This window comes from Enterobacter dykesii, from assembly GCF_008364625.2.
GTDB lineage: Bacteria > Pseudomonadota > Gammaproteobacteria > Enterobacterales > Enterobacteriaceae > Enterobacter > Enterobacter dykesii.
The window spans coordinates 3,147,377-3,167,878 of the sequence record NZ_CP126604.1 but is presented as its reverse complement, the minus strand read 5'-3'; the positions used below and the strand labels follow the sequence as shown (position 1 = coordinate 3,167,878).

Sequence of the window (20,502 nt, the reverse complement as noted above, 5' to 3'; positions counted from 1 at the left end):
GTGCAGTGTAAAGGTTTTCTGTTTGATCTGGACGGTACGCTGGTGGATTCGCTGCCGGTTGTGGAGCGTTCATGGTGCCATTGGGCTGACCGACATGGCATCGACCATCAGGACGTGCTGAATTTTATCCATGGCAAACAGGCCATTACCTCGCTACGGCACTTCCTGGCCGGACGCTCTGAGGACGAAATTCAGGCGGAGTTCAAATACCTGGAACACATTGAAGCCACGGATACGGACGGCATCACAGCCTTACCGGGCGCGCGCGAACTGCTTGAGCATCTGAACGAGGCGCAGATCCCGTGGGCTATCGTCACCTCAGGCTCCATTCCCGTCGCCCACGCCCGTCATAAGGCGGCAGGTTTACCGAAGCCGGAAGTGTTTATTACTGCGGAGCGCGTAAAGCGCGGTAAACCGGAGCCCGACGCGTTTTTACTGGGCGCTGAACTGCTTGGCCTCGCGCCCGCAGAGTGCGTGGTGGTGGAAGATGCGGCCGCTGGCGTACTGGCCGGGCTGAACGCCGGAAGTCACGTTATCGCCGTTAACGTTCCGGCGGGATCTCCCCGCCTGGAGGAGGCAGACTTTGTGCTGAATTCACTGACGGCACTGGCTGTTTCGAAAGCCTCTGACGGAGTGGTAACCGTCTCGCTAAAACTGTAATCCCATGATACAGCCCCACATTGCTGGGGCTTTTTTATGGCACAATTCCTCATCTCCCACTGACAAGGACATGTTGTGAACGGTGAACTGATTTGGGTCCTGAGCCTGCTTTTAATCGCCATCCTTCTTTTTGCAACGGGCAAGGTACGCATGGACGCCGTCGCCTTGTTTGTCATCGTCGCGTTTGTGCTGAGCGGAACGCTCACGCTACCGGAAGCGTTTTCCGGGTTTAGCGATCCTAACGTTATCCTGATTGCCGCCCTGTTTATTATCGGTGATGGGCTTGTGCGTACCGGCGTGGCAACCATCATGGGATCGTGGCTGGTGAAGGTGGCGGGCAGCAGCGAAACCAAAATGCTGATCTACCTGATGGTGACCGTTGCCGGGCTGGGAGCGTTTATGAGCTCAACGGGCGTGGTCGCCATCTTTATCCCGGTGGTGCTGAGCGTCTCCATGCGGATGCAGATCTCGCCGTCGCGCCTGATGATGCCCCTGAGTTTTGCCGGTTTGATCAGCGGCATGATGACGCTGGTGGCAACGCCGCCGAACCTGGTCGTCAACAGCGAGCTTATCCGGGAAGGATTCCAGGGCTTCAGTTTTTTCAGCGTCACCCCGCTTGGGCTGGTCATTCTGGTGGTGGGCGTGGTCTACATGCTGCTGACCCGGTTTGCCCTGAAAGGTGAAAAACAGGACAAAAATAAAGAAGGGTGGAAACGGCGCACCTTCCGCGATCTGATTAAAGAGTACCGTCTCACCGGGCGCGCGCGCCGTCTGGCTATTCGTCCCGGTTCGCCGATGGTGGGACAGCGTCTTGACGACCTGAAGCTGCGTGAGCGCTATGGCGCGAACGTGATCGGCGTAGAGCGCTGGCGTCGTTTTCGTCGGGTGATCGTCAACGTCAACGGGGTGTCGGAATTCCGCGCGCGGGACGTCCTGCTGATTGATATGTCCACCGCGGACGTGGATCTGCGCGAGTTTTGCAGCGAACAGCTGCTGGAACCGATGGTGCTGCGCGGGGAGTATTTCTCCGATCAGGCGCTGGATGTCGGTATGGCCGAAGTATCGCTGATCCCGGAATCGGAACTGTTGGGTAAAACCGTGCGGGAAATGGGATTCCGAACCCGCTATGGCCTCAATGTCGTGGGGCTGAAGCGCGATGGCGTGGCGATGGAAGGGGCGGTGGTGGATGAGCCGATCCTGCTGGGCGATATCTTCCTCGTTGTCGGTAACTGGAAGCTGATTAGCCAGCTCGGGCAAAAAGGGCGCGATTTTGTGGTGCTTAACATGCCTGTCGAGGAGAGCGACGCATCGCCGGCGCACAGCCAGGCGCCCCATGCTATTTTTTGTCTGGTGCTGATGGTGGCGCTGATGCTGACCGATGAAATTCCCAATCCGGTCGCGGCAATCATCGCCTGCCTGTTGATGGGGAAATTCCGCTGCATTGACGCCGAAAGCGCTTATAAAGCCATTCACTGGCCGAGCATTATTCTCATCGTCGGGATGATGCCCTTCGCTCTGGCGCTGCAAAAAACCGGCGGGGTGGATCTGATCGTTAAAGGCTTAATGGACATTGGCGGCGGGTATGGGCCGTACATGATGTTGGTCTGTCTGTTTATCATGTGCGCCACCATCGGTCTGTTTATCTCCAACACCGCGACGGCGGTACTGATGGCGCCGATTGCGCTGGCGATGGCCAAATCCATGGGCGTGTCGCCGTATCCCTTTGCGATGATGGTGGCGATGGCTGCTTCCGCGGCATTTATGACGCCGGTCTCTTCACCGGTTAACACGCTGGTGCTGGGGCCCGGGAATTATAGGTTCAGTGATTTCGTGAAGCTGGGCGTGCCGTTCACCGTGCTGGTGATGGTGGTGTGCGTGATATTGATACCGGTCCTGTTCCCGTTCTGAGCATTTTGCCGGGTGGCGGCTTCGCCTTACCCGGCAAAAATTACAACGGTGAATCCTGGCTAATCTCGTCCAGCGAAAGATGGAAGCTCGGCACAAACACCTGCATAAAGTAATCCATCTCTGCGCTGCGACGGGATTCCAGCGTTTTTTCCAGACGCGTTTTCGCCAGTAAAAATTCGTTATTCCCCGCGGACAGCTCTTCCAGACACTTCAGGTAGGCGCAGAGCGCGTCGGCCTGCTTGACCAGCGACTTTTCATCTTCCGTGTACTGATGCTCATCGATGAGCGGCTCAAAAATGTCGCGCAACTCATCCGGCACCATGTCAATCAGCTTCTGCTGGGCAATCTTCTCGATAGCCTTATATTCCTGCGCAATTTGCGAGTTGAAATATTTCACCGGCGTGGGCAGGTCGCCGGTCAGCACCTCCGACGCATCGTGGTACATCGCCAGCAGGGCAATGCGTTCCGCGTTGACCTGTCCGTTGAATTTGCGGTTTTTAATGGCGGCCAGCGCGTGAGCGACCATGGCAACCTGCAGACTGTGCTCTGACACATTTTCCGTGCGCACGTTGCGCATCAGCGGCCAGCGGTTGATGAGTTTTAGGCGGGAGAGGTGGGCGAAGAAATGACTCTGACTCATAGGTTACCTTTTGTCTTCACTGCGACAGGCGTTCATTGTGCGGGGAGGGGAGGGAAGATGCAAATCAGGCTACCGAAGTAGCCTGATTTTAAGATTACTGATGGTACCCGGAGAGGAAGCGCCCGAAGCGGCTGATGGCCATTTCGAGGTCATCTTCGCGCGGCAGCGTCACGATACGCACGTGATCCGGCCACGGCCAGTTAAACGCCGTCCCCTGAACCAGCAGCACTTTTTCCTGCAGCAGGAAATCCAGCACCATTTTCTGGTCGTCATGAATATTAAAGCGCTTTGCGTCAATTTTCGGGAACATATAGAGCGCGCCATTCGGCTTCACGCAGGAGACGCCCGGAATATCGTTGATCAGTTCCCACGCGCGGTTGCGCTGTTCGTACAGGCGACCACCGGGAACGATGAACTCGCTAATGCTCTGATAACCGCCGAGAGCCGTCTGGATCGCGTGCTGCGCCGGAACGTTGGCACATAAACGCATGGAGGCCAGCATCTCCAGCCCTTCAATATAGCCTTTGGCGTGCTTTTTCGGACCGTTTAAGACCATCCAGCCCTGACGGAAACCGGCCACGCGGTAGGTTTTAGACAGGCCGTTAAAGGTGACGGTCAGCAGATCCGGGGCCAGCGCGGCGATGGAGTGGTGCTGTGCCGCGTCGTACAGGATCTTGTCGTAAATTTCGTCGGCAAAGATGATCAGGTTGTGCTGGCGGGCGAGCTCGACGATCTCCATCAGCAGCTCTTTTGAGTACACTGCGCCCGTTGGGTTGTTCGGGTTAATGATCACGATGCCGCGCGTGCGGGGGGTGATTTTTGCGCGAATATCATCGAGGTCCGGGAACCAGTCGGAGGACTCGTCGCACAGATAGTGCACGGCTTTCCCGCTCGACAGTGATACGGCAGCCGTCCACAGCGGATAGTCCGGCGCGGGAACCAGCATTTCGTCCCCGCTGTTCAGCAGCGCCTGCATCGCCTGCACGATCAGTTCAGAGACGCCGTTGCCGATATAAATATCTTCAACGGTAACATCGCGCATACCGCGTGCCTGATAATGCTGCATGATGGCTTTACGTGCGGAGTAAAGGCCTTTGGAATCGCAATAGCCTTGCGCAGTAGGAAGGTTGCGGATCACGTCAACCAGAATTTCATCCGGCGCTTCAAAACCAAATGGCGCAGGGTTACCAATGTTGAGTTTCAGAACCTTGTTGCCTTCCTCTTCAAGGCGTTTTGCCTCTTTCAGAACCGGGCCGCGGATGTCATAACAGACGTTATCTAGCTTGCTGGATTTTTCGATAGGGGACATGAACCTTTAACCTTTTCGCTATTATTGCCACTCCCTGCCGTGGAAGTCAGCACGGAATAATGTACTCCCCCCTCGCTTCGTTTTGAAGGGTGTGCAGTAGAAGATTTTGTGCCGGAAGCAAAATTTTGATAAATCTTTTTCGCTGTGCGTTAGCTTTTTCACTGTCTTAAAGTTGTGCTCATCGCGATATGACAGGTTAAATATGCTATTACTTTGACAAAATTCTGTATATTGTGCTGGTGAAAATAAGTGGTGAACCTGACAAGGGTAGCAATCACCCTGAGTGACTTTTCGTAAAACCTGAATGCTTGATACATGTGCCTGTAAAAGCATAATGTGGCTAAAAGTTACTCATGTGAAATTAATGTTAAGTGCCATTAATGAATGGTCTTAATCTAAATTAAAATTTATTTATTATTAACCTATAAAATGCAACTTTAGTTAATTTTAATAAAATTAGTTTAGAAGCTTAACATTCTTCTTTAATCCTCAATATTGCAATAATACTTATAAATAAAGTGGATTTGGGTTAAGATGTCTTTCAGGAAAGCAGAGGACAGATGCAAAAATTTTGTATATCTGGCACTGGCTTTTCGAATTAATTGATTGTTATTGTTGGAATTATCTCTGGCTGGAGTGTGTCGAACATCTCCTGCTACGTTGACAGCGCTGCGATAAAGATGGCAGAAAAGGTGTTATACCTTTAATGTAATTTACATAAACCTGCGAACATCTAAATATCCTTAACGTTTAAGAGAATAAAAATAACGTCATGAAACGTGCTTTCTGACTGTTGATATAAAGCAGCACAATAACTATCTGTCAGGCAGTCTGCCGGGCCGGGATGCGAGGGAAAACCTTCAGAGGGAATTGCTTAACTGTTACACACAGCTTCAACCCGGGCAGCTCCGCACGAGCAACCTGAAAGTGAATAGATATGATAAATGCAAATCGTCCGATAATGAATCTCGACCTCGATCTGCTGAGAACGTTTGTTGCGGTCGCCGATCTCAACACTTTTGCAGCAGCTGCTGCCGCCGTTTGCCGAACTCAGTCCGCCGTTAGCCAGCAAATGCAGCGGCTGGAGCAACTGGTTGGTAAAGAGCTTTTTGCACGTCACGGGCGTAATAAGCTCTTAACGGAACACGGTATTCAGCTACTGGGTTATGCCAGGAAAATACTTCGCTTTAATGATGAAGCATGTATGTCATTAATGTTTAGCAACCTTCAAGGGGTGCTAACGTTAGGCGCATCTGATGAGTCAGCGGATACAATATTGCCGTTTCTTCTCAACCGTATTAGTTCGGTTTATCCGAAGCTTGCGCTGGACGTTAGCGTAAAACGTAATGCCTTTATGGTTGAGATGTTAAATGAGCATAAAGTCGACCTTGTAGTGACTACGCATCGTCCCGGGCAGTTTGATTGCCTGACGTTGCGCACATCACCTACGCACTGGTATTGCGCAGCCGAGTACGTGCTGCAAAAAGGGGAGCCGGTTCCGCTGGTCTTACTGGATGACCCGAGCCCGTTCCGCGATATGGTGCTTACGGCGCTGAATGAGGCCAACATTCCTTGGCGACTGGCGTATGTGGCTTCCACGCTGCCAGCGGTTCGTGCCGCCGTGAAGGCCGGTCTGGGCGTAACGGCCCGTCCGGTAGAGATGATGAGTCCCGATCTGCGCGTCCTGGGGAAATCCGATGGTCTCCCTGCGCTGCCGGATACGGAATATCTGCTCTGCCACAATTCGTCCAGCCATAACGAGTTGGCCAAAGTGGTGTTCGAGGCGATGGAAAACTACCATAACCCGTGGCAGTTTGAGCGCATTACCTCCGAAGGGGGGGATGACTCCCTGATCGTTGAAGGGGATTTTGAGTGATCGATAGCTCAATATTCTGGTAACAAAATGTAAGTGTAAAAAAAAGCCACTCGTGTGATTTTCACATGCAGTGGCTTTTTTTAAACAACAATACCCGCTTAAGGGACATGGATTTTCAGGGTGTTATCTTACTTATCAATGAGTTGGATGCTTTGGCTTAAAACTTGTCCACTTTCCGTTCTAACTTCAACCATATCCCTCTCATGTTAAAAAAACAGGAAATATGTTGCCGTTTTCCATGTCGAATTAACAAAAGCGTGTCGCAGATCAAGAAAATACTCCTATTTGGGGGGAGGAATCGTTGGCAAATCCTGTCAAAATAGGAGGGTTATTTTTTTTACTTCCGAAACGGACACGATTCAACAACATACATTTGACGGAAAGTCATGCACCCACCAGGGTTAAAGGGCACCAAATGTTAATGAGAATCGCTCGATGTAATTTAATGTGAAGAAACCTTTGTTAAAGTTGACAATAGGTTATAGAAAGGAGTAAAAAACCCCATCATTTTGCTGTCTACGTCTCATTTCTGACAGTTAGTGTAAGGTTATTTGTTCCTCCCCATGAATCGATGTGATGCCCATCTGCCAGCAAGAGCAGTGTCGTAGGTATCACTTTTGATGAGTAAGCAATGAGTATGTCAACATCCACAGAAGTCATCGCTCATCACTGGGCATTCGCAATCTTTCTTATTGTAGCCATTGGCCTGTGCTGCCTGATGTTAGTCGGCGGCTGGTTCCTGGGCGGTCGCGCCCGTGCAAGGCACAAAAACACCCCTTTCGAATCAGGTATTGATTCGGTAGGTACCGCTCGCTTACGCCTGTCTGCCAAGTTCTATCTGGTAGCCATGTTCTTCGTCATCTTCGACGTGGAAGCGCTTTACCTTTTCGCATGGTCAACGTCCATCCGCGAAAGTGGTTGGGTGGGCTTTGTCGAGGCCGCAATTTTCATTTTAGTGCTACTGGCCGGTCTGGTTTATCTGGTGCGTATTGGCGCGCTTGACTGGACGCCTGCGCGTTCACGTCGTGAACACATCAACCCGGAAAACAGTATCTCTAATCGTCAGCAGTAACAGCGAGGCAATAAGATGGATTATACGCTCACCCGCATAGATCCTAACGGTGAGAATGACCGTTACCCCCTGCAAAAACAGGAGATCGTAACCGACCCCCTGGAGCAAGAAGTCAATAAAAGCGTGTACATGGGCAAACTCGAACATGCCATGCACGATATGGTCAACTGGGGTCGTAAGAACTCCATCTGGCCTTACAACTTTGGCCTTTCTTGCTGCTACGTTGAAATGGTGACGTCATTCACTGCGGTGCATGACGTTGCGCGTTTTGGGGCCGAGGTACTCCGTGCTTCCCCGCGTCAGGCTGACCTGATGGTGGTTGCCGGTACGTGCTTTACCAAGATGGCACCTGTTATTCAGCGTCTTTATGACCAGATGCTGGAGCCAAAATGGGTTATCTCCATGGGCGCATGTGCAAACTCTGGCGGTATGTACGACATTTATTCCGTCGTGCAGGGCGTAGATAAATTTATCCCAGTGGATGTGTACATCCCGGGTTGTCCGCCACGTCCGGAAGCCTACATGCAGGCATTGATGCTGCTGCAGGAGTCTATCGGTAAAGAACGTCGCCCACTGTCGTGGGTGGTTGGCGATCAGGGTGTGTATCGCGCGAACATGCAGTCTGAGCGCGAGCGTAAACGTGGTGAACGTATTGCCGTCACCAACCTGCGTACGCCTGACGAAATTTAATTTGCGCCTGTAGGCCTGGAGAACACCTTCGCATATCACTACTCAAATAGCGCGAAGCCAGGCTCAACAGTCACCACGGACCATTTGCAATGGTGAACAATATGACCGACTTAACCGCGCAAGAAGCCGCCTGGCAGACCCGGGATCATCTGGATGACCCAGTCATTGGCGAACTGCGCAACCGTTTTGGGCCGGATGCCTTTACTGTTCAGGCTACCCGCACCGGGGTACCCGTTGTTTGGGTGAAGCGTGAGCAATTGCTGGAAGTTGTCGATTTCCTCAAGAAATTGCCAAAACCGTACGTCATGCTGTTTGACTTACACGGCATGGATGAACGTCTGCGTACCCACCGCCAGGGTCTCCCTGCTGCGGATTTTTCCGTTTTCTACCACCTGATCTCAATAGACCGTAATACGGATATCATGCTCAAGGTGGCATTGTCTGAAAACGACATGCATCTGCCGACGATCACCAAATTTTTCCCGAACGCCAACTGGTATGAGCGTGAAACCTGGGAAATGTTCGGCATGACCTTCGACGGCCACCCGCATCTGACGCGCATTATGATGCCGCAGACCTGGACCGGCCACCCGCTGCGTAAAGACTACCCGGCACGTGCAACCGAATTCGATCCGTTTGAGCTGACAAAAGCCAAGCAGGATCTGGAGATGGAAGCGCTGACCTTCAAACCGGAAGACTGGGGTATGAAGCGCGGTACCGACAACGAGGACTTCATGTTCCTCAACCTCGGTCCAAACCACCCGTCAGCGCACGGTGCATTCCGTATTATTCTTCAGCTTGATGGCGAAGAGATTGTCGACTGCGTGCCTGACATCGGCTACCACCACCGTGGCGCTGAGAAGATGGGCGAGCGTCAGTCCTGGCACAGCTACATTCCGTATACCGACCGTATCGAGTACCTCGGCGGCTGCGTCAACGAAATGCCATACGTGCTGGCCGTTGAGAAACTGGCGGGTATCGTTACGCCGGATCGCGTTAACGTGATTCGCGTTATGCTCTCAGAACTGTTCCGTATCAACAGCCACCTGCTGTACATCTCCACGTTCATTCAGGACGTCGGCGCGATGACCCCGGTCTTCTTCGCCTTTACCGACCGTCAGAAAATCTACGATCTGGTGGAAGCGATTACCGGTTTCCGTATGCACCCGGCCTGGTTCCGTATCGGCGGCGTGGCACACGATCTGCCGCGCGGCTGGGACCGTCTGCTGCGTGAGTTCCTCGACTGGATGCCAAAACGTCTGGCGTCATACGAGAAAGCCGCGCTGCGTAACACCATCCTGAAAGGCCGTTCCCAGGGCGTTGCTGCCTACGGCGCGAAAGAAGCGCTGGAGTGGGGGACAACAGGTGCAGGTCTGCGTGCGACCGGTATTGATTTCGACGTGCGTAAAGCCCGTCCTTACTCTGGCTACGAGAACTTCGACTTTGAAGTCCCGGTGGGCGGCGGCGTGTCCGACTGCTACACCCGCGTGATGCTGAAAGTAGAAGAGCTGCGCCAGAGTCTGCGCATCCTTGAGCAGTGCCTCAACAACATGCCGGAAGGCCCGTTCAAGGCGGATCACCCGCTGACGACGCCGCCACCGAAAGAGCGCACGCTGCAACATATCGAAACCCTGATCACCCACTTCCTGCAGGTTTCCTGGGGTCCGGTCATGCCGGCGCAAGAATCCTTCCAGATGATTGAAGCGACCAAGGGTATTAACAGTTACTACCTGACCAGTGACGGCAGCACCATGAGCTACCGTACCCGCGTGCGTACGCCGAGCTTTGCGCACCTGCAGCAGATCCCGTCCGCCATCCGCGGCAGTCTGGTCTCCGACCTGATTGTGTATCTGGGTAGTATCGATTTTGTTATGTCAGATGTGGACCGCTAATTATGCACGAGAATCAACAACCACAAACCGAGGCTTTTGAGCTGAGTGAAGCAGAACGTGCCGCCATTGAGCACGAGATGCACCACTACGAAGACCCGCGTGCGGCGTCCATTGAAGCGCTGAAAATCGTACAGAAACAGCGTGGTTGGGTGCCGGATGGGGCGATCTATGAGATCGCGAAAGTGCTGGGTATTCCGGCAAGTGACGTAGAGGGCGTGGCCACCTTCTACAGCCAGATCTTCCGTCAGCCGGTTGGCCGCCATGTGATCCGCTACTGTGACAGCGTGGTCTGCCACATCACCGGTTACCAGGGCATTCAGGCTGCGATTGAGAAGAAGCTCAATATCAAGCCGGGCCAGACCACGTTCGATGGACGCTTTACCCTGCTGCCAACCTGCTGCCTGGGTAACTGCGACAAGGGGCCGACCATGATGATTGATGAGGACACTCACAGCCATCTGACGCCGGAAGCGATTCCTGACCTGCTGGAGCAGTACAAATGAAAACTGTAATTCGTACTGCTGAGACGCATCCGCTGACCTGGCGTCTGCGCGATGACAAACAGCCGGTATGGCTCGACGAATACCAGAGCAAAAACGGCTATGCCGGCGCGCGTAAAGCCCTTGGCGGCATGGCGCCGGACGACATCGTTAACGCGGTGAAAGACTCCGGCCTGAAAGGGCGCGGCGGTGCGGGCTTCTCCACCGGTCTGAAGTGGAGCCTGATGCCGAAAGACGAATCCATGAACATCCGTTACCTGCTGTGTAACGCCGATGAAATGGAGCCGGGCACCTATAAAGACCGCCTGCTGATGGAACAGCTGCCGCACCTGCTGGTGGAAGGCATGCTGATCTCCGCGTTCGCGCTGAAAGCCTACCGTGGCTACATCTTCCTGCGCGGTGAGTACATTGAAGCGGCGGAAAACCTGCGTCGCGCGATTGCCGAAGCCACCGAAGCGGGCCTGCTGGGTAAAAACATCCTGGGAACCGGGTTTGACTTTGAACTGTTCGTGCACACCGGCGCAGGGCGTTATATCTGCGGTGAAGAAACCGCGCTGATTAACTCCCTGGAAGGCCGCCGCGCGAACCCGCGTTCCAAGCCACCGTTCCCGGCAAGCTCCGGCGTATGGGGTAAACCGACCTGCGTAAACAACGTTGAAACCCTGTGTAACGTTCCGGCTATCCTCGCCAACGGCGTGGAGTGGTATCAGGGCATCTCCTCAAGCAAAGATGCTGGTACCAAGCTGATGGGCTTCTCTGGTCGCGTTAAAAATCCTGGCGTCTGGGAACTGCCGTTCGGTACCACCGCACGTGAAATTCTTGAGGACTACGCTGGCGGCATGCGCGATGGCCTGAAATTCAAAGCCTGGCAGCCGGGTGGGGCAGGGACAGACTTCCTGACCGAAGCCCACCTTGATCTGCCAATGGAATTCGAAAGTATTGGTAAAGCAGGCAGCCGTCTGGGTACGGCGCTGGCGATGGCCGTCGACCACGAGATCGGCATGGTCTCGCTGGTGCGTAACCTGGAAGAGTTCTTCGCCCGTGAGTCCTGCGGCTGGTGTACACCGTGCCGTGATGGTCTGCCGTGGAGCGTGAAGATCCTGCGTGCAATCGAACGTGGCGAAGGCCAGCCTGGGGATATCGAGACGCTTGAGCAACTGTGTCGATTCTTAGGCCCGGGTAAAACCTTCTGTGCCCACGCACCGGGTGCCGTCGAACCTCTGCAGAGCGCGATCAAATATTTCCGCGACGAGTTCGAAGCAGGCATCAAGCAGCCGTTCAGCAATACCCATGCCATCAATGGGATTCAGCCGAACCTGCTTAAAGCGCGCTGGTAACGACAAGAATTTTGATTAACGCTCGGTTTCGACCGAGCCAACTGGAAGCATGCTAATGGCTACGATTCATGTAGACGGCAAAGAATACGAAGTCAACGGGGCGGACAACCTGCTGGAAGCTTGTCTGTCTCTTGGCCTCGATATTCCGTACTTTTGCTGGCATCCGGCGCTGGGCAGCGTCGGTGCTTGCCGCCAGTGTGCGGTGAAGCAATATCAAAACGCGGAAGACACGCGTGGTCGCCTGGTGATGTCCTGTATGACGCCAGCCACCGAAGGCACTTTTATTTCGATTGATGACGAAGAAGCCAAACAGTTCCGCGAAAGCGTTGTGGAATGGTTGATGACCAACCACCCGCACGACTGTCCGGTCTGTGAAGAGGGCGGTAACTGCCACCTTCAGGATATGACCGTGATGACCGGCCACAGCTTCCGTCGCTATCGCTTTACCAAGCGTACCCACCGTAACCAGGACCTGGGGCCGTTCATCTCTCACGAAATGAACCGCTGCATCGCCTGCTACCGCTGCGTGCGTTACTACAAAGACTACGCAGACGGTCAGGATCTGGGCGTGTATGGCGCGCACGATAACGTCTACTTCGGTCGTCCGGAAGACGGTACGCTGGAAAGCGAATTCTCCGGTAACCTGGTAGAAATCTGCCCGACCGGCGTATTCACGGATAAAACTCACTCCGAGCGTTACAACCGTAAATGGGACATGCAGTTTGCGCCAAGCATCTGCCAGCAGTGTTCCCTCGGCTGTAACACCAGCCCGGGTGAGCGTTACGGCGAACTGCGTCGTATCGAAAACCGTTACAACGGTACCGTTAACCACTACTTCCTCTGCGACCGCGGTCGTTTCGGCTATGGCTATGTGAACCTGAAAGACCGTCCGCGTCAGCCGGTTCAGCGCCGTGGCGACGACTTCATTACCCTGAACGCCGAGCAGGCGATGCAGGGCGCGGCAGATATTCTGCGCCAGTCGAAGAAAGTGATCGGTATCGGCTCCCCGCGCGCCAGCATTGAAAGCAACTTCGCGCTGCGCGAGCTGGTTGGAGCGGAAAACTTCTATACCGGTATCGCTCAGGGCGAGCAGGAACGTCTGCAGCTGGTACTGAAAGTGCTGCGTGAAGGCGGTGTCCACACTCCTGCGCTGCGCGAAATCGAATCTTATGATGCGGTCCTGGTGCTGGGTGAAGACCTGACGCAGACGGGCGCACGTGCGGCTCTGGCGGTTCGCCAGGCGGTGAAGGGGAAAGCACGTGAAATGGCAGCGGCGCAGAAAGTGGCTGACTGGCAGATTGCGGCGATCCTCAACATCGGCCAGCGCGCGAAGCATCCTCTGTTTGTGACCAACGTCGACAACACCCGTCTGGACGATATCGCCGCGTGGACCTACTGCGCGCCGGTTGAAGATCAGGCGCGCCTCGGCTTTGCCATTGCCCACGCGCTGGACAGCAGCTCGCCGGCCGTTGAACTGGATCGCGACCTGCAAAACAAGGTTGACGTGATTGTTCAGGCCCTGGCGGGTGCGAAGAAACCGCTGATTATTTCCGGTACCAACGCCGGTAGCGCGGAGATCATTCAGGCGGCAGCCAACGTTGCCAAAGCCCTGAAAGGCCGCGGTGTGGACGTCGGTGTGACCATGATTGCCCGTGCGGTGAACAGCATCGGTCTGGGTATGATTGGCGGCGGCTCGCTGGAAGCAGCGTTAAGCGAACTGGAATCCGGTTCCGCTGACGCCGTTGTGGTGCTGGAAAACGATCTGCATCGCCACGCCTCTGCCGCTCGCGTTGACGCCGCGCTCTCCAAAGCGCCGCTGGTAATGGTCATTGACCATCAGCGCACCGCGATTATGGATAAAGCGCACCTGGTGCTCTCTGCGGCAAGCTTCGCAGAAAGCGACGGTACCGTTATCAACAACGAAGGTCGCGCCCAGCGTTTCTTCCAGGTTTATGACCCGGCGTACTACGACAGCAACACCGTGATGCTGGAAAGCTGGCGCTGGCTGCACTCCCTGCACAGCACCGTGCAGAGCCGTGAAGTGGACTGGACGCAGCTCGACCACGTTATCGACGCGGTAGTCGAAAAACTGCCTCAGCTGGCAGGCATTAAAGATGCCGCACCTGAAGCAAGCTTCCGCATTCGCGGCCAGAAACTGGCGCGTGAACCGCACCGCTACAGCGGCCGTACCGCGATGCGCGCCAATATCAGCGTGCACGAACCGCGCCAGCCGCAGGATAAAGACACCATGTTCGCCTTCTCTATGGAAGGGAACAACCAGCCGTCTGCGCCGCGTTCGCAAATCCCATTCGCATGGGCGCCAGGCTGGAACTCCCCGCAGGCATGGAACAAGTTCCAGGCTGAAGTGGGTGGCTCCCTGCGCCACGGCGATCCGGGCGTGCGTCTGATTGAAGCCTCCGAAACCGGTCTGGACTTCTTCACCACCGTACCGGCGAGCTTCCAGGCGCAGGAAGGTAACTGGCGTATCGCGCCGTACTACCATCTGTTCGGTAGCGACGAGCTGTCCCAGCGTTCCCCGGTCTTCCAGACCCGTATGCCGCAGCCGTACATCAAGCTCAACCCGGCGGATGCCGCGAAGCTTGGCGTTAACGCGGGCGCGAACATTGCCTTTAGCTATGACGGCCAGACCATCAGCCTGCCGCTGATTATTTCTGAAAGTCTGACAGCAGGGCAGGTCGGTCTGCCGATGGGTATGCCTGGCATCGCGCCTGTTCTGGCGGGCGCGCGTCTTGATAATCTGCAGGAGGCAAAAGCATGAGTTGGTTAACGCCGGATCTTATCGACATCCTGCTGAGCATTCTGAAAGCGATTGTTATCCTGCTGGTGGTGGTCACCTGCGGCGCGTTCATGAGCTTTGGTGAACGTCGTCTGCTCGGTCTGTTCCAGAACCGTTACGGACCGAACCGCGTGGGCTGGGGTGGTTCACTCCAGCTGGTCGCGGACATGATCAAGATGTTCTTTAAAGAGGACTGGATCCCGCGCTTCTCGGACCGCGTGATCTTTACTCTGGCACCGATGATCGCCTTCACCTCGCTTCTGCTGGCGTTTGCTATCGTTCCGGTCAGCCCGACCTGGGTGGTCGCCGATCTGAACATCGGCATTCTGTTCTTCCTGATGATGGCAGGCCTCGCGGTTTACGCGGTGCTGTTCGCAGGCTGGTCCAGTAACAACAAATACTCGCTGCTGGGTGCGATGCGTGCTTCCGCGCAGACGCTGAGCTACGAAGTGTTCCTGGGGCTCTCCCTGATGGGCGTGGTGGCGCAGGCCGGTTCATTCAACATGACCGACATCGTCAACAACCAGGCCGACATCTGGAACGTTATCCCGCAGTTCTTTGGGTTTATTACCTTTGCTATCGCGGGCGTGGCGGTGTGTCACCGTCACCCGTTTGACCAGCCAGAAGCCGAACAGGAACTGGCCGACGGTTACCACATTGAATATTCCGGTATGAAATTCGGTCTGTTCTTCGTGGGCGAGTACATCGGTATCGTCACCATTTCCGCGTTGATGGTAACGCTGTTCTTCGGTGGCTGGCATGGCCCGTTCTTACCGCCGTTCATCTGGTTCGCGCTGAAAACCGCGTTCTTCATGATGATGTTCATTTTGATTCGCGCAGCGTTACCGCGTCCGCGTTACGACCAGGTAATGTCCTTCGGCTGGAAAGTGTGCCTGCCGCTGACGCTCGTCAACTTGTTGGTAACGGCCGCTGTCATTCTCTGGCAGCAGCCATAAGGGGCTATAGACCATGACCTTAAAAGAATTACTGGTAGGCTTCGGTACCCAGGTACGCAGTATCTGGATGATCGGCCTGCACGCGTTTGCCAAACGCGAAACCCGGATGTACCCGGAAGAGCCGGTATATCTGCCGCCGCGCTACCGTGGCCGTATCGTGCTGACGCGCGACCCGGACGGTTCCGAGCGCTGCGTTGCCTGTAACCTGTGTGCGGTAGCGTGTCCGGTAGGCTGTATCTCTCTGCAGAAAGCAGAGACGGTAGACGGCCGCTGGTACCCTGAGTTCTTCCGCATCAACTTCTCACGCTGCATCTTCTGCGGTCTGTGTGAAGAAGCGTGCCCAACCACGGCGATTCAGCTGACTCCAGACTTCGAGCTGGGTGAGTACAAGCGTCAGGACCTGGTGTACGAGAAAGAGGATCTGCTGATTTCCGGTCCGGGCAAATACCCGGAATATAACTTCTACCGGATGGCGGGTATGGCAATCGACGGCAAAGATAAGGGCGAAGCAGAGAACGAAGCTAAGCCTATCGACGTCAAGAGCCTGTTACCGTAAGGAGAGGGCAATGGAATTCGCTTTTTATATCTGTGGCCTTATCGCCATCCTGGCTACGCTGCGAGTGATTACGCACACCAATCCGGTGCATGCGCTGCTGTACTTAATCATTTCCCTGCTGGCTATTTCCGGAGTGTTCTTCGCACTGGGCGCACACTTCGCCGGTGCGCTGGAAATCATCGTCTACGCCGGGGCCATTATGGTGCTGTTCGTGTTCGTGGTGATGATGCTGAACCTGGGCGGCTCTGAGATTGAACAGGAACGTCAGTGGTTAAAACCGCAGGTGTGGATCGGCCCGGCAATTTTGTCGGCCATCATGCTGGCGGTGATTGTTTACGCCATTCTGGGCGTCAACGATCAGGGCATCGACGGCACGCCGATCGGCGCTAAAGAGGTCGGTATTACCCTCTTTGGCCCATACGTTCTGGCGGTTGAACTGGCCTCAATGCTGCTGCTGGCTGGTCTGGTTGTTGCTTTCCACGTTGGCCGCGAAGAGCGTGCTGGCGAGGTGCTGAGCAACCGCACTGACGACCGCGCGAAAAGAAAAACGGAGGAGCGCGCATGATCCCCTTAACACATGGACTGATCCTCGCTGCGATTTTATTCGTTCTGGGTCTGACCGGTCTGGTTATCCGCCGCAATCTGCTGTTTATGCTGATCGGTCTGGAAATCATGATTAATGCCTCCGCGCTGGCCTTCGTGGTCGCCGGAAGCTACTGGGGCCAGACCGATGGTCAGGTGATGTACATTCTTGCCATCAGCCTCGCGGCTGCCGAAGCGAGTATTGGCCTGGCGCTGTTGCTGCAGCTCCATCGTCGCCGCCAGAACCTGAACATCGATTCAGTAAGTGAGTTGCGTGGATGAACATGCTTGCCTTAACCATTATTTTTCCGCTGATTGGCTTCGTGCTGCTGGCGTTTTCTCGCGGCCGCTGGTCTGAGAATCTGTCTGCGACCGTGGGCATTGGCTCCATCGGCCTGGCTGCGCTGGTAACAGCGTATGCAGGTATCGACTTCTTTAACAACGGGCGTCAGCCTTTCAGCGTGCCGCTGTGGACCTGGATGTCGGTCGGTGATTTCAACATCGGCTTCAACCTGGTGCTGGACGGCCTCTCGCTGACCATGCTCTCCGTGGTCACCGGCGTTGGCTTCCTGATCCACATGTTCGCCTCCTGGTATATGCGCGGTGAAGAGGGTTACTCCCGCTTCTTCGCCTATACCAACCTGTTTATCGCCAGCATGGTGGTTCTGGTGCTGGCCGATAACCTGCTGCTGATGTATCTGGGCTGGGAAGGCGTAGGTCTGTGTTCTTACCTGCTGATCGGTTTCTACTACACCGATCCGAAGAATGGCGCAGCGGCCATGAAAGCGTTCGTCGTGACCCGCGTGGGTGACGTCTTCCTCGCTTTCGCGCTGTTCATTCTTTACAACGAACTGGGCACGCTGAACTTCCGCGAAATGGTGGAACTGGCGCCGGCACACTTCGCTGCAGGCAACAATATGCTGTGGTGGGCAACGCTGATGCTGCTGGGTGGTGCCGTGGGTAAATCCGCGCAGCTGCCGTTGCAGACGTGGCTGGCCGACGCGATGGCGGGTCCAACCCCTGTCTCCGCGCTGATCCACGCCGCGACCATGGTAACCGCCGGTGTTTACCTGATTGCGCGTACCCATGGCCTGTTCCTGATGACCCCGGAAATTCTGCATCTGGTGGGTATCGTCGGTGCGGTCACGCTGGTGCTGGCAGGCTTTGCCGCGCTGGTGCAGACCGACATCAAACGCGTTCTCGCGTATTCCACCATGAGCCAGATTGGCTACATGTTCCTGGCGCTGGGCGTTCAGGCGTGGGACGCAGCCATTTTCCACCTGATGACGCACGCGTTCTTTAAAGCGCTGCTGTTCCTCTCGTCTGGTTCCGTGATTCTGGCCTGCCATCACGAGCAGAACATCTTCAAGATGGGCGGACTGCGTAAGTCCATTCCGCTGGTCTATGTCTGCTTCCTGGTGGGCGGCGCGGCGCTGGCGGCACTGCCGCTGATCACCGCGGGCTTCTTCAGTAAGGACGAAATCCTTGCGGGTGCCATGGCGAATGGTCATATCAATCTGATGGTTGCGGGTCTGGTCGGTGCGTTCATGACCTCCCTGTATACCTTCCGTATGATTTTCATCGTATTCCACGGTAAAGAACAAATTCATGCTCACGCAGGGAAGGGGATTACCCACCACCTGCCGCTGATTGTGCTGCTGGTACTGTCCACCTTCGTTGGCGCGATGATTGTGCCGCCGCTGCAGGGCGTACTGCCAGACACCACCGAGCTTGAGCACGGTCGCGTTCTGACGCTTGAAATCACCTCCGGTGTGGTCGCTATCGCGGGCATCCTGATCGCTGCATGGCTGTGGCTGGGCAAACGTACGCTGGTGACTGCCGTTGCCAACAGTGCGCCGGGCCGTCTGCTGGGCACCTGGTGGTACAACGCGTGGGGCTTCGACTGGCTGTACGACATGATCTTCGTTAAGCCGTTCCTGGGCATTGCGTGGCTGCTGAAGCGCGACCCACTGAACAGCCTGATGAATATCCCGGCGATCCTTTCCCGCTTTGCAGGTAAAGGCCTGCTGTATAGCGAGAACGGTTACCTGCGCTGGTATGTAGCGTCAATGAGCATCGGTGCGGTTGTCGTGCTGGCGCTGCTGATGGTGTTGCGTTGATCGTTAAGTGAATTTTATTCGAATTCGTTGAAAATCAGGCCCCTGCTGGGGGCCTTAAAAAGGAATGTAAATCGCCATGTTACTACCCTGGCTAATATTAATTCCCTTCATCGGCGGCTTCCTGTGCTGGCAGACTGAACGCTTTGGCGTGAAGATGCCGCGCTGGATCGCGCTGATCACCATGGGATTGACGCTCGCGCTTGGTCTGCAACTGTGGTTGCAGGGCGGTTACTCACTGACCCAGTCTGCGGGCATTCCGCAGTGGCAGTCTGAGTTCATCCTGCCGTGGATCCCGCGTTTCGGCATTACGATCCACCTGGCGATTGACGGTCTGTCGCTGCTGATGGTGGTGCTGACCGGTCTGCTCGGCGTTCTGGCGGTACTTTGCTCCTGGCGAGAAATCGAAAAATACCAGGGCTTCTTCCACCTGAACCTGATGTGGATCCTGGGCGGCGTGATCGGCGTGTTCCTTGCCATCGACATGTTCCTGTTCTTCTTCTTCTGGGAGATGATGCTGGTGCCGATGTACTTCCTGATCGCGCTGTGGGGCCACAAGGCGTCCGACGGTAAAACGCGTATCACGGCGGCAACCAAGTTCTTCATCTATACCCAGGCGAGTGGTCTGGTGATGTTGATTGCCATTCTGGCGCTGGTGTTTGTTCACCACAACGCGACCGGAACCTGGACCTTCAACTACGAAGATTTGCTGAAGACGCCAATGTCCCACGGCGTTGAATACCTGCTGATGCTGGGCTTCTTCATCGCCTTCGCGGTGAAAATGCCGGTCGTTCCGCTGCACGGCTGGCTGCCAGACGCGCACTCTCAGGCACCAACGGCGGGTTCCGTTGACCTGGCGGGCATCTTGCTGAAAACGGCGGCCTACGGTCTGCTGCGTTTCGCACTGCCGCTGTTCCCGAATGCCTCCGCAGAGTTCGCACCGATTGCCATGTGGCTGGGTGTGATCGGTATCTTCTACGGTGCCTGGATGGCCTTCACGCAGTACGACATCAAGCGTCTGATTGCCTATACCTCCGTTTCCCACATGGGCTTCGTTCTGATTGCTATCTACACCGGCAGCCAGCTGGCGTACCAGGGAGCGGTGATCCAGATGATTGCGCACGGTCTGTCCGCAGCCGGCCTCTTCATCCTGTGCGGCCAACTGTACGAACGTCTGCATACCCGCGACATGCGTATGATGGGCGGCCTGTGGAGCAAAATTAAATGGCTGCCAGCGCTCTCCATGTTCTTCGCGGTTGCCACCCTGGGGATGCCGGGTACCGGTAACTTCGTCGGCGAATTTATGATTCTGTTCGGCAGCTTCAAAGTGGTACCGGTGATTACCGTGATCTCCACCTTTGGTCTGGTGTTCGCTTCCGTGTACTCGCTGGCGATGCTGCACCGCGCATACTTCGGTAAAGCGAAGAGCGAAATTGCTGCACAAGAACTGCCGGGGATGTCGCTGCGTGAGCTGTTCATCATCCTGCTGCTGGTCGTACTGCTGGTGCTGCTGGGCTTCTTCCCGCAGCCGATTCTGGATACCTCGCACAGCGCGATGGGTAACATCCAGCAGTGGTTTGTTAATTCTGCTTCTACTACAAGGCCGTAAT

The 20,502-nt window shown here is 55.3% G+C and carries 17 protein-coding genes; 15 read left to right on the top strand and 2 right to left on the bottom strand.

Features of this window, described 5'->3' with window-relative positions:
• Together F0320_RS15055 and F0320_RS15050 are read left to right on the top strand one after the other, a co-directional pair.
• A complete protein-coding gene (locus F0320_RS15055) occupies positions 1–660 on the top strand; it encodes a sugar phosphatase (protein WP_126329801.1) in 660 nt (219 codons plus the stop codon).
• Positions 661–735: 75 nt separating this feature from the next.
• On the top strand, positions 736–2,568 hold the full coding sequence (locus F0320_RS15050) for an SLC13 family permease (RefSeq protein WP_126329799.1): 1,833 nt from the start codon (positions 736–738) through the stop codon (positions 2,566–2,568).
• A gap of 40 nt (positions 2,569–2,608) precedes the next feature.
• Here F0320_RS15050 and yfbR read toward each other — a convergent pair whose 3' ends face one another.
• Complete coding sequence (yfbR, locus tag F0320_RS15045) at positions 2,609–3,208, bottom strand: 5'-deoxynucleotidase (RefSeq protein ID WP_126329797.1); 600 nt, start codon at positions 3,206–3,208, stop codon at positions 2,609–2,611.
• Between the two features lie 94 nt (positions 3,209–3,302).
• The gene (alaA, locus tag F0320_RS15040; RefSeq protein WP_008500204.1) at positions 3,303–4,517 is read right to left on the bottom strand and encodes an alanine transaminase AlaA; all 1,215 of its coding nucleotides are present in this window, start codon (positions 4,515–4,517) and stop codon (positions 3,303–3,305) included.
• Positions 4,518–5,454: 937 nt separating this feature from the next.
• Between alaA and lrhA the strand changes: the two genes are divergently transcribed.
• The 13 genes from lrhA (at position 5,455) to nuoM (ending at position 20,501) form a co-directional block, all read left to right on the top strand.
• Complete coding sequence (gene lrhA / locus F0320_RS15035; protein ID WP_047174162.1) at positions 5,455–6,393, top strand: transcriptional regulator LrhA; 939 nt, start codon at positions 5,455–5,457, stop codon at positions 6,391–6,393.
• Between the two features lie 631 nt (positions 6,394–7,024).
• Entirely contained in the window at positions 7,025–7,465 is a 441-nt protein-coding gene (gene nuoA / locus F0320_RS15030; protein ID WP_006176516.1) for an NADH-quinone oxidoreductase subunit NuoA, read from the top strand.
• Positions 7,466–7,480: 15 nt separating this feature from the next.
• Positions 7,481–8,155, top strand: coding sequence for an NADH-quinone oxidoreductase subunit NuoB (gene nuoB / locus F0320_RS15025; protein ID WP_003861482.1), 675 nt, complete (start codon positions 7,481–7,483; stop codon positions 8,153–8,155).
• 89 nt (positions 8,156–8,244) lie between these two features.
• The gene (gene nuoC, locus F0320_RS15020; RefSeq protein WP_126329795.1) at positions 8,245–10,047 is read left to right on the top strand and encodes an NADH-quinone oxidoreductase subunit C/D; all 1,803 of its coding nucleotides are present in this window, start codon (positions 8,245–8,247) and stop codon (positions 10,045–10,047) included.
• A 2-nt stretch (positions 10,048–10,049) separates the two neighbouring features.
• Positions 10,050–10,550 (top strand): NADH-quinone oxidoreductase subunit NuoE, encoded by a 501-nt coding sequence (gene nuoE / locus F0320_RS15015; RefSeq protein WP_006176513.1) that lies wholly within the window; start codon positions 10,050–10,052, stop codon positions 10,548–10,550.
• Positions 10,547–11,884, top strand: a complete 1,338-nt coding sequence (nuoF, locus tag F0320_RS15010) for an NADH-quinone oxidoreductase subunit NuoF (RefSeq protein WP_023312536.1) — start codon at positions 10,547–10,549, stop codon at positions 11,882–11,884. The genes nuoE and nuoF overlap by 4 nt, the downstream gene beginning before the upstream one ends.
• A 55-nt stretch (positions 11,885–11,939) precedes the next feature.
• Positions 11,940–14,663, top strand: coding sequence for an NADH-quinone oxidoreductase subunit NuoG (gene nuoG, locus F0320_RS15005; RefSeq protein ID WP_126329793.1), 2,724 nt, complete (start codon positions 11,940–11,942; stop codon positions 14,661–14,663).
• Complete coding sequence (nuoH, locus tag F0320_RS15000) at positions 14,660–15,637, top strand: NADH-quinone oxidoreductase subunit NuoH (protein ID WP_008500211.1); 978 nt, start codon at positions 14,660–14,662, stop codon at positions 15,635–15,637. Before nuoG ends, nuoH begins: the two co-directional genes overlap by 4 nt.
• A gap of 13 nt (positions 15,638–15,650) precedes the next feature.
• On the top strand, positions 15,651–16,193 hold the full coding sequence (gene nuoI / locus F0320_RS14995; RefSeq protein ID WP_003861491.1) for an NADH-quinone oxidoreductase subunit NuoI: 543 nt from the start codon (positions 15,651–15,653) through the stop codon (positions 16,191–16,193).
• A gap of 10 nt (positions 16,194–16,203) precedes the next feature.
• On the top strand, positions 16,204–16,758 hold the full coding sequence (gene nuoJ, locus F0320_RS14990) for an NADH-quinone oxidoreductase subunit J (RefSeq protein WP_023312534.1): 555 nt from the start codon (positions 16,204–16,206) through the stop codon (positions 16,756–16,758).
• Positions 16,755–17,057: an NADH-quinone oxidoreductase subunit NuoK gene (gene nuoK / locus F0320_RS14985; protein WP_003861496.1), complete on the top strand. Its 303-nt coding sequence runs from the start codon at positions 16,755–16,757 to the stop codon at positions 17,055–17,057. Before nuoJ ends, nuoK begins: the two co-directional genes overlap by 4 nt.
• Positions 17,054–18,895 carry an NADH-quinone oxidoreductase subunit L gene (nuoL, locus tag F0320_RS14980; RefSeq protein WP_014884634.1) on the top strand — a complete coding sequence of 614 codons (1,842 nt, stop codon included), beginning with the start codon at positions 17,054–17,056 and terminating at the stop codon, positions 18,893–18,895. Before nuoK ends, nuoL begins: the two co-directional genes overlap by 4 nt.
• A 76-nt stretch (positions 18,896–18,971) precedes the next feature.
• Positions 18,972–20,501, top strand: coding sequence for an NADH-quinone oxidoreductase subunit M (gene nuoM / locus F0320_RS14975; RefSeq protein ID WP_023312532.1), 1,530 nt, complete (start codon positions 18,972–18,974; stop codon positions 20,499–20,501).
• Position 20,502 lies beyond the last annotated feature (1 nt).

What these genes read in the sequence shown, in the direction of transcription:
- yfbR (WP_126329797.1), bottom strand. Translation starts at nt 3,208, where the DNA reads ATGAGTCAGAGTCATTTCTTCGCCCACCTCTCCCGCCTAAAACTCATC.
- alaA (WP_008500204.1), bottom strand. Translation starts at nt 4,517, where the DNA reads ATGTCCCCTATCGAAAAATCCAGCAAGCTAGATAACGTCTGTTATGAC.
- lrhA (WP_047174162.1), top strand. Translation starts at nt 5,455, where the DNA reads ATGATAAATGCAAATCGTCCGATAATGAATCTCGACCTCGATCTGCTG.
- nuoA (WP_006176516.1), top strand. Translation starts at nt 7,025, where the DNA reads ATGAGTATGTCAACATCCACAGAAGTCATCGCTCATCACTGGGCATTC.
- nuoB (WP_003861482.1), top strand. Translation starts at nt 7,481, where the DNA reads ATGGATTATACGCTCACCCGCATAGATCCTAACGGTGAGAATGACCGT.
- nuoC (WP_126329795.1), top strand. Translation starts at nt 8,245, where the DNA reads ATGGTGAACAATATGACCGACTTAACCGCGCAAGAAGCCGCCTGGCAG.
- nuoE (WP_006176513.1), top strand. Translation starts at nt 10,050, where the DNA reads ATGCACGAGAATCAACAACCACAAACCGAGGCTTTTGAGCTGAGTGAA.
- nuoF (WP_023312536.1), top strand. Translation starts at nt 10,547, where the DNA reads ATGAAAACTGTAATTCGTACTGCTGAGACGCATCCGCTGACCTGGCGT.
- nuoG (WP_126329793.1), top strand. Translation starts at nt 11,940, where the DNA reads ATGGCTACGATTCATGTAGACGGCAAAGAATACGAAGTCAACGGGGCG.
- nuoH (WP_008500211.1), top strand. Translation starts at nt 14,660, where the DNA reads ATGAGTTGGTTAACGCCGGATCTTATCGACATCCTGCTGAGCATTCTG.
- nuoI (WP_003861491.1), top strand. Translation starts at nt 15,651, where the DNA reads ATGACCTTAAAAGAATTACTGGTAGGCTTCGGTACCCAGGTACGCAGT.
- nuoJ (WP_023312534.1), top strand. Translation starts at nt 16,204, where the DNA reads ATGGAATTCGCTTTTTATATCTGTGGCCTTATCGCCATCCTGGCTACG.
- nuoK (WP_003861496.1), top strand. Translation starts at nt 16,755, where the DNA reads ATGATCCCCTTAACACATGGACTGATCCTCGCTGCGATTTTATTCGTT.
- nuoL (WP_014884634.1), top strand. Translation starts at nt 17,054, where the DNA reads ATGAACATGCTTGCCTTAACCATTATTTTTCCGCTGATTGGCTTCGTG.
- nuoM (WP_023312532.1), top strand. Translation starts at nt 18,972, where the DNA reads ATGTTACTACCCTGGCTAATATTAATTCCCTTCATCGGCGGCTTCCTG.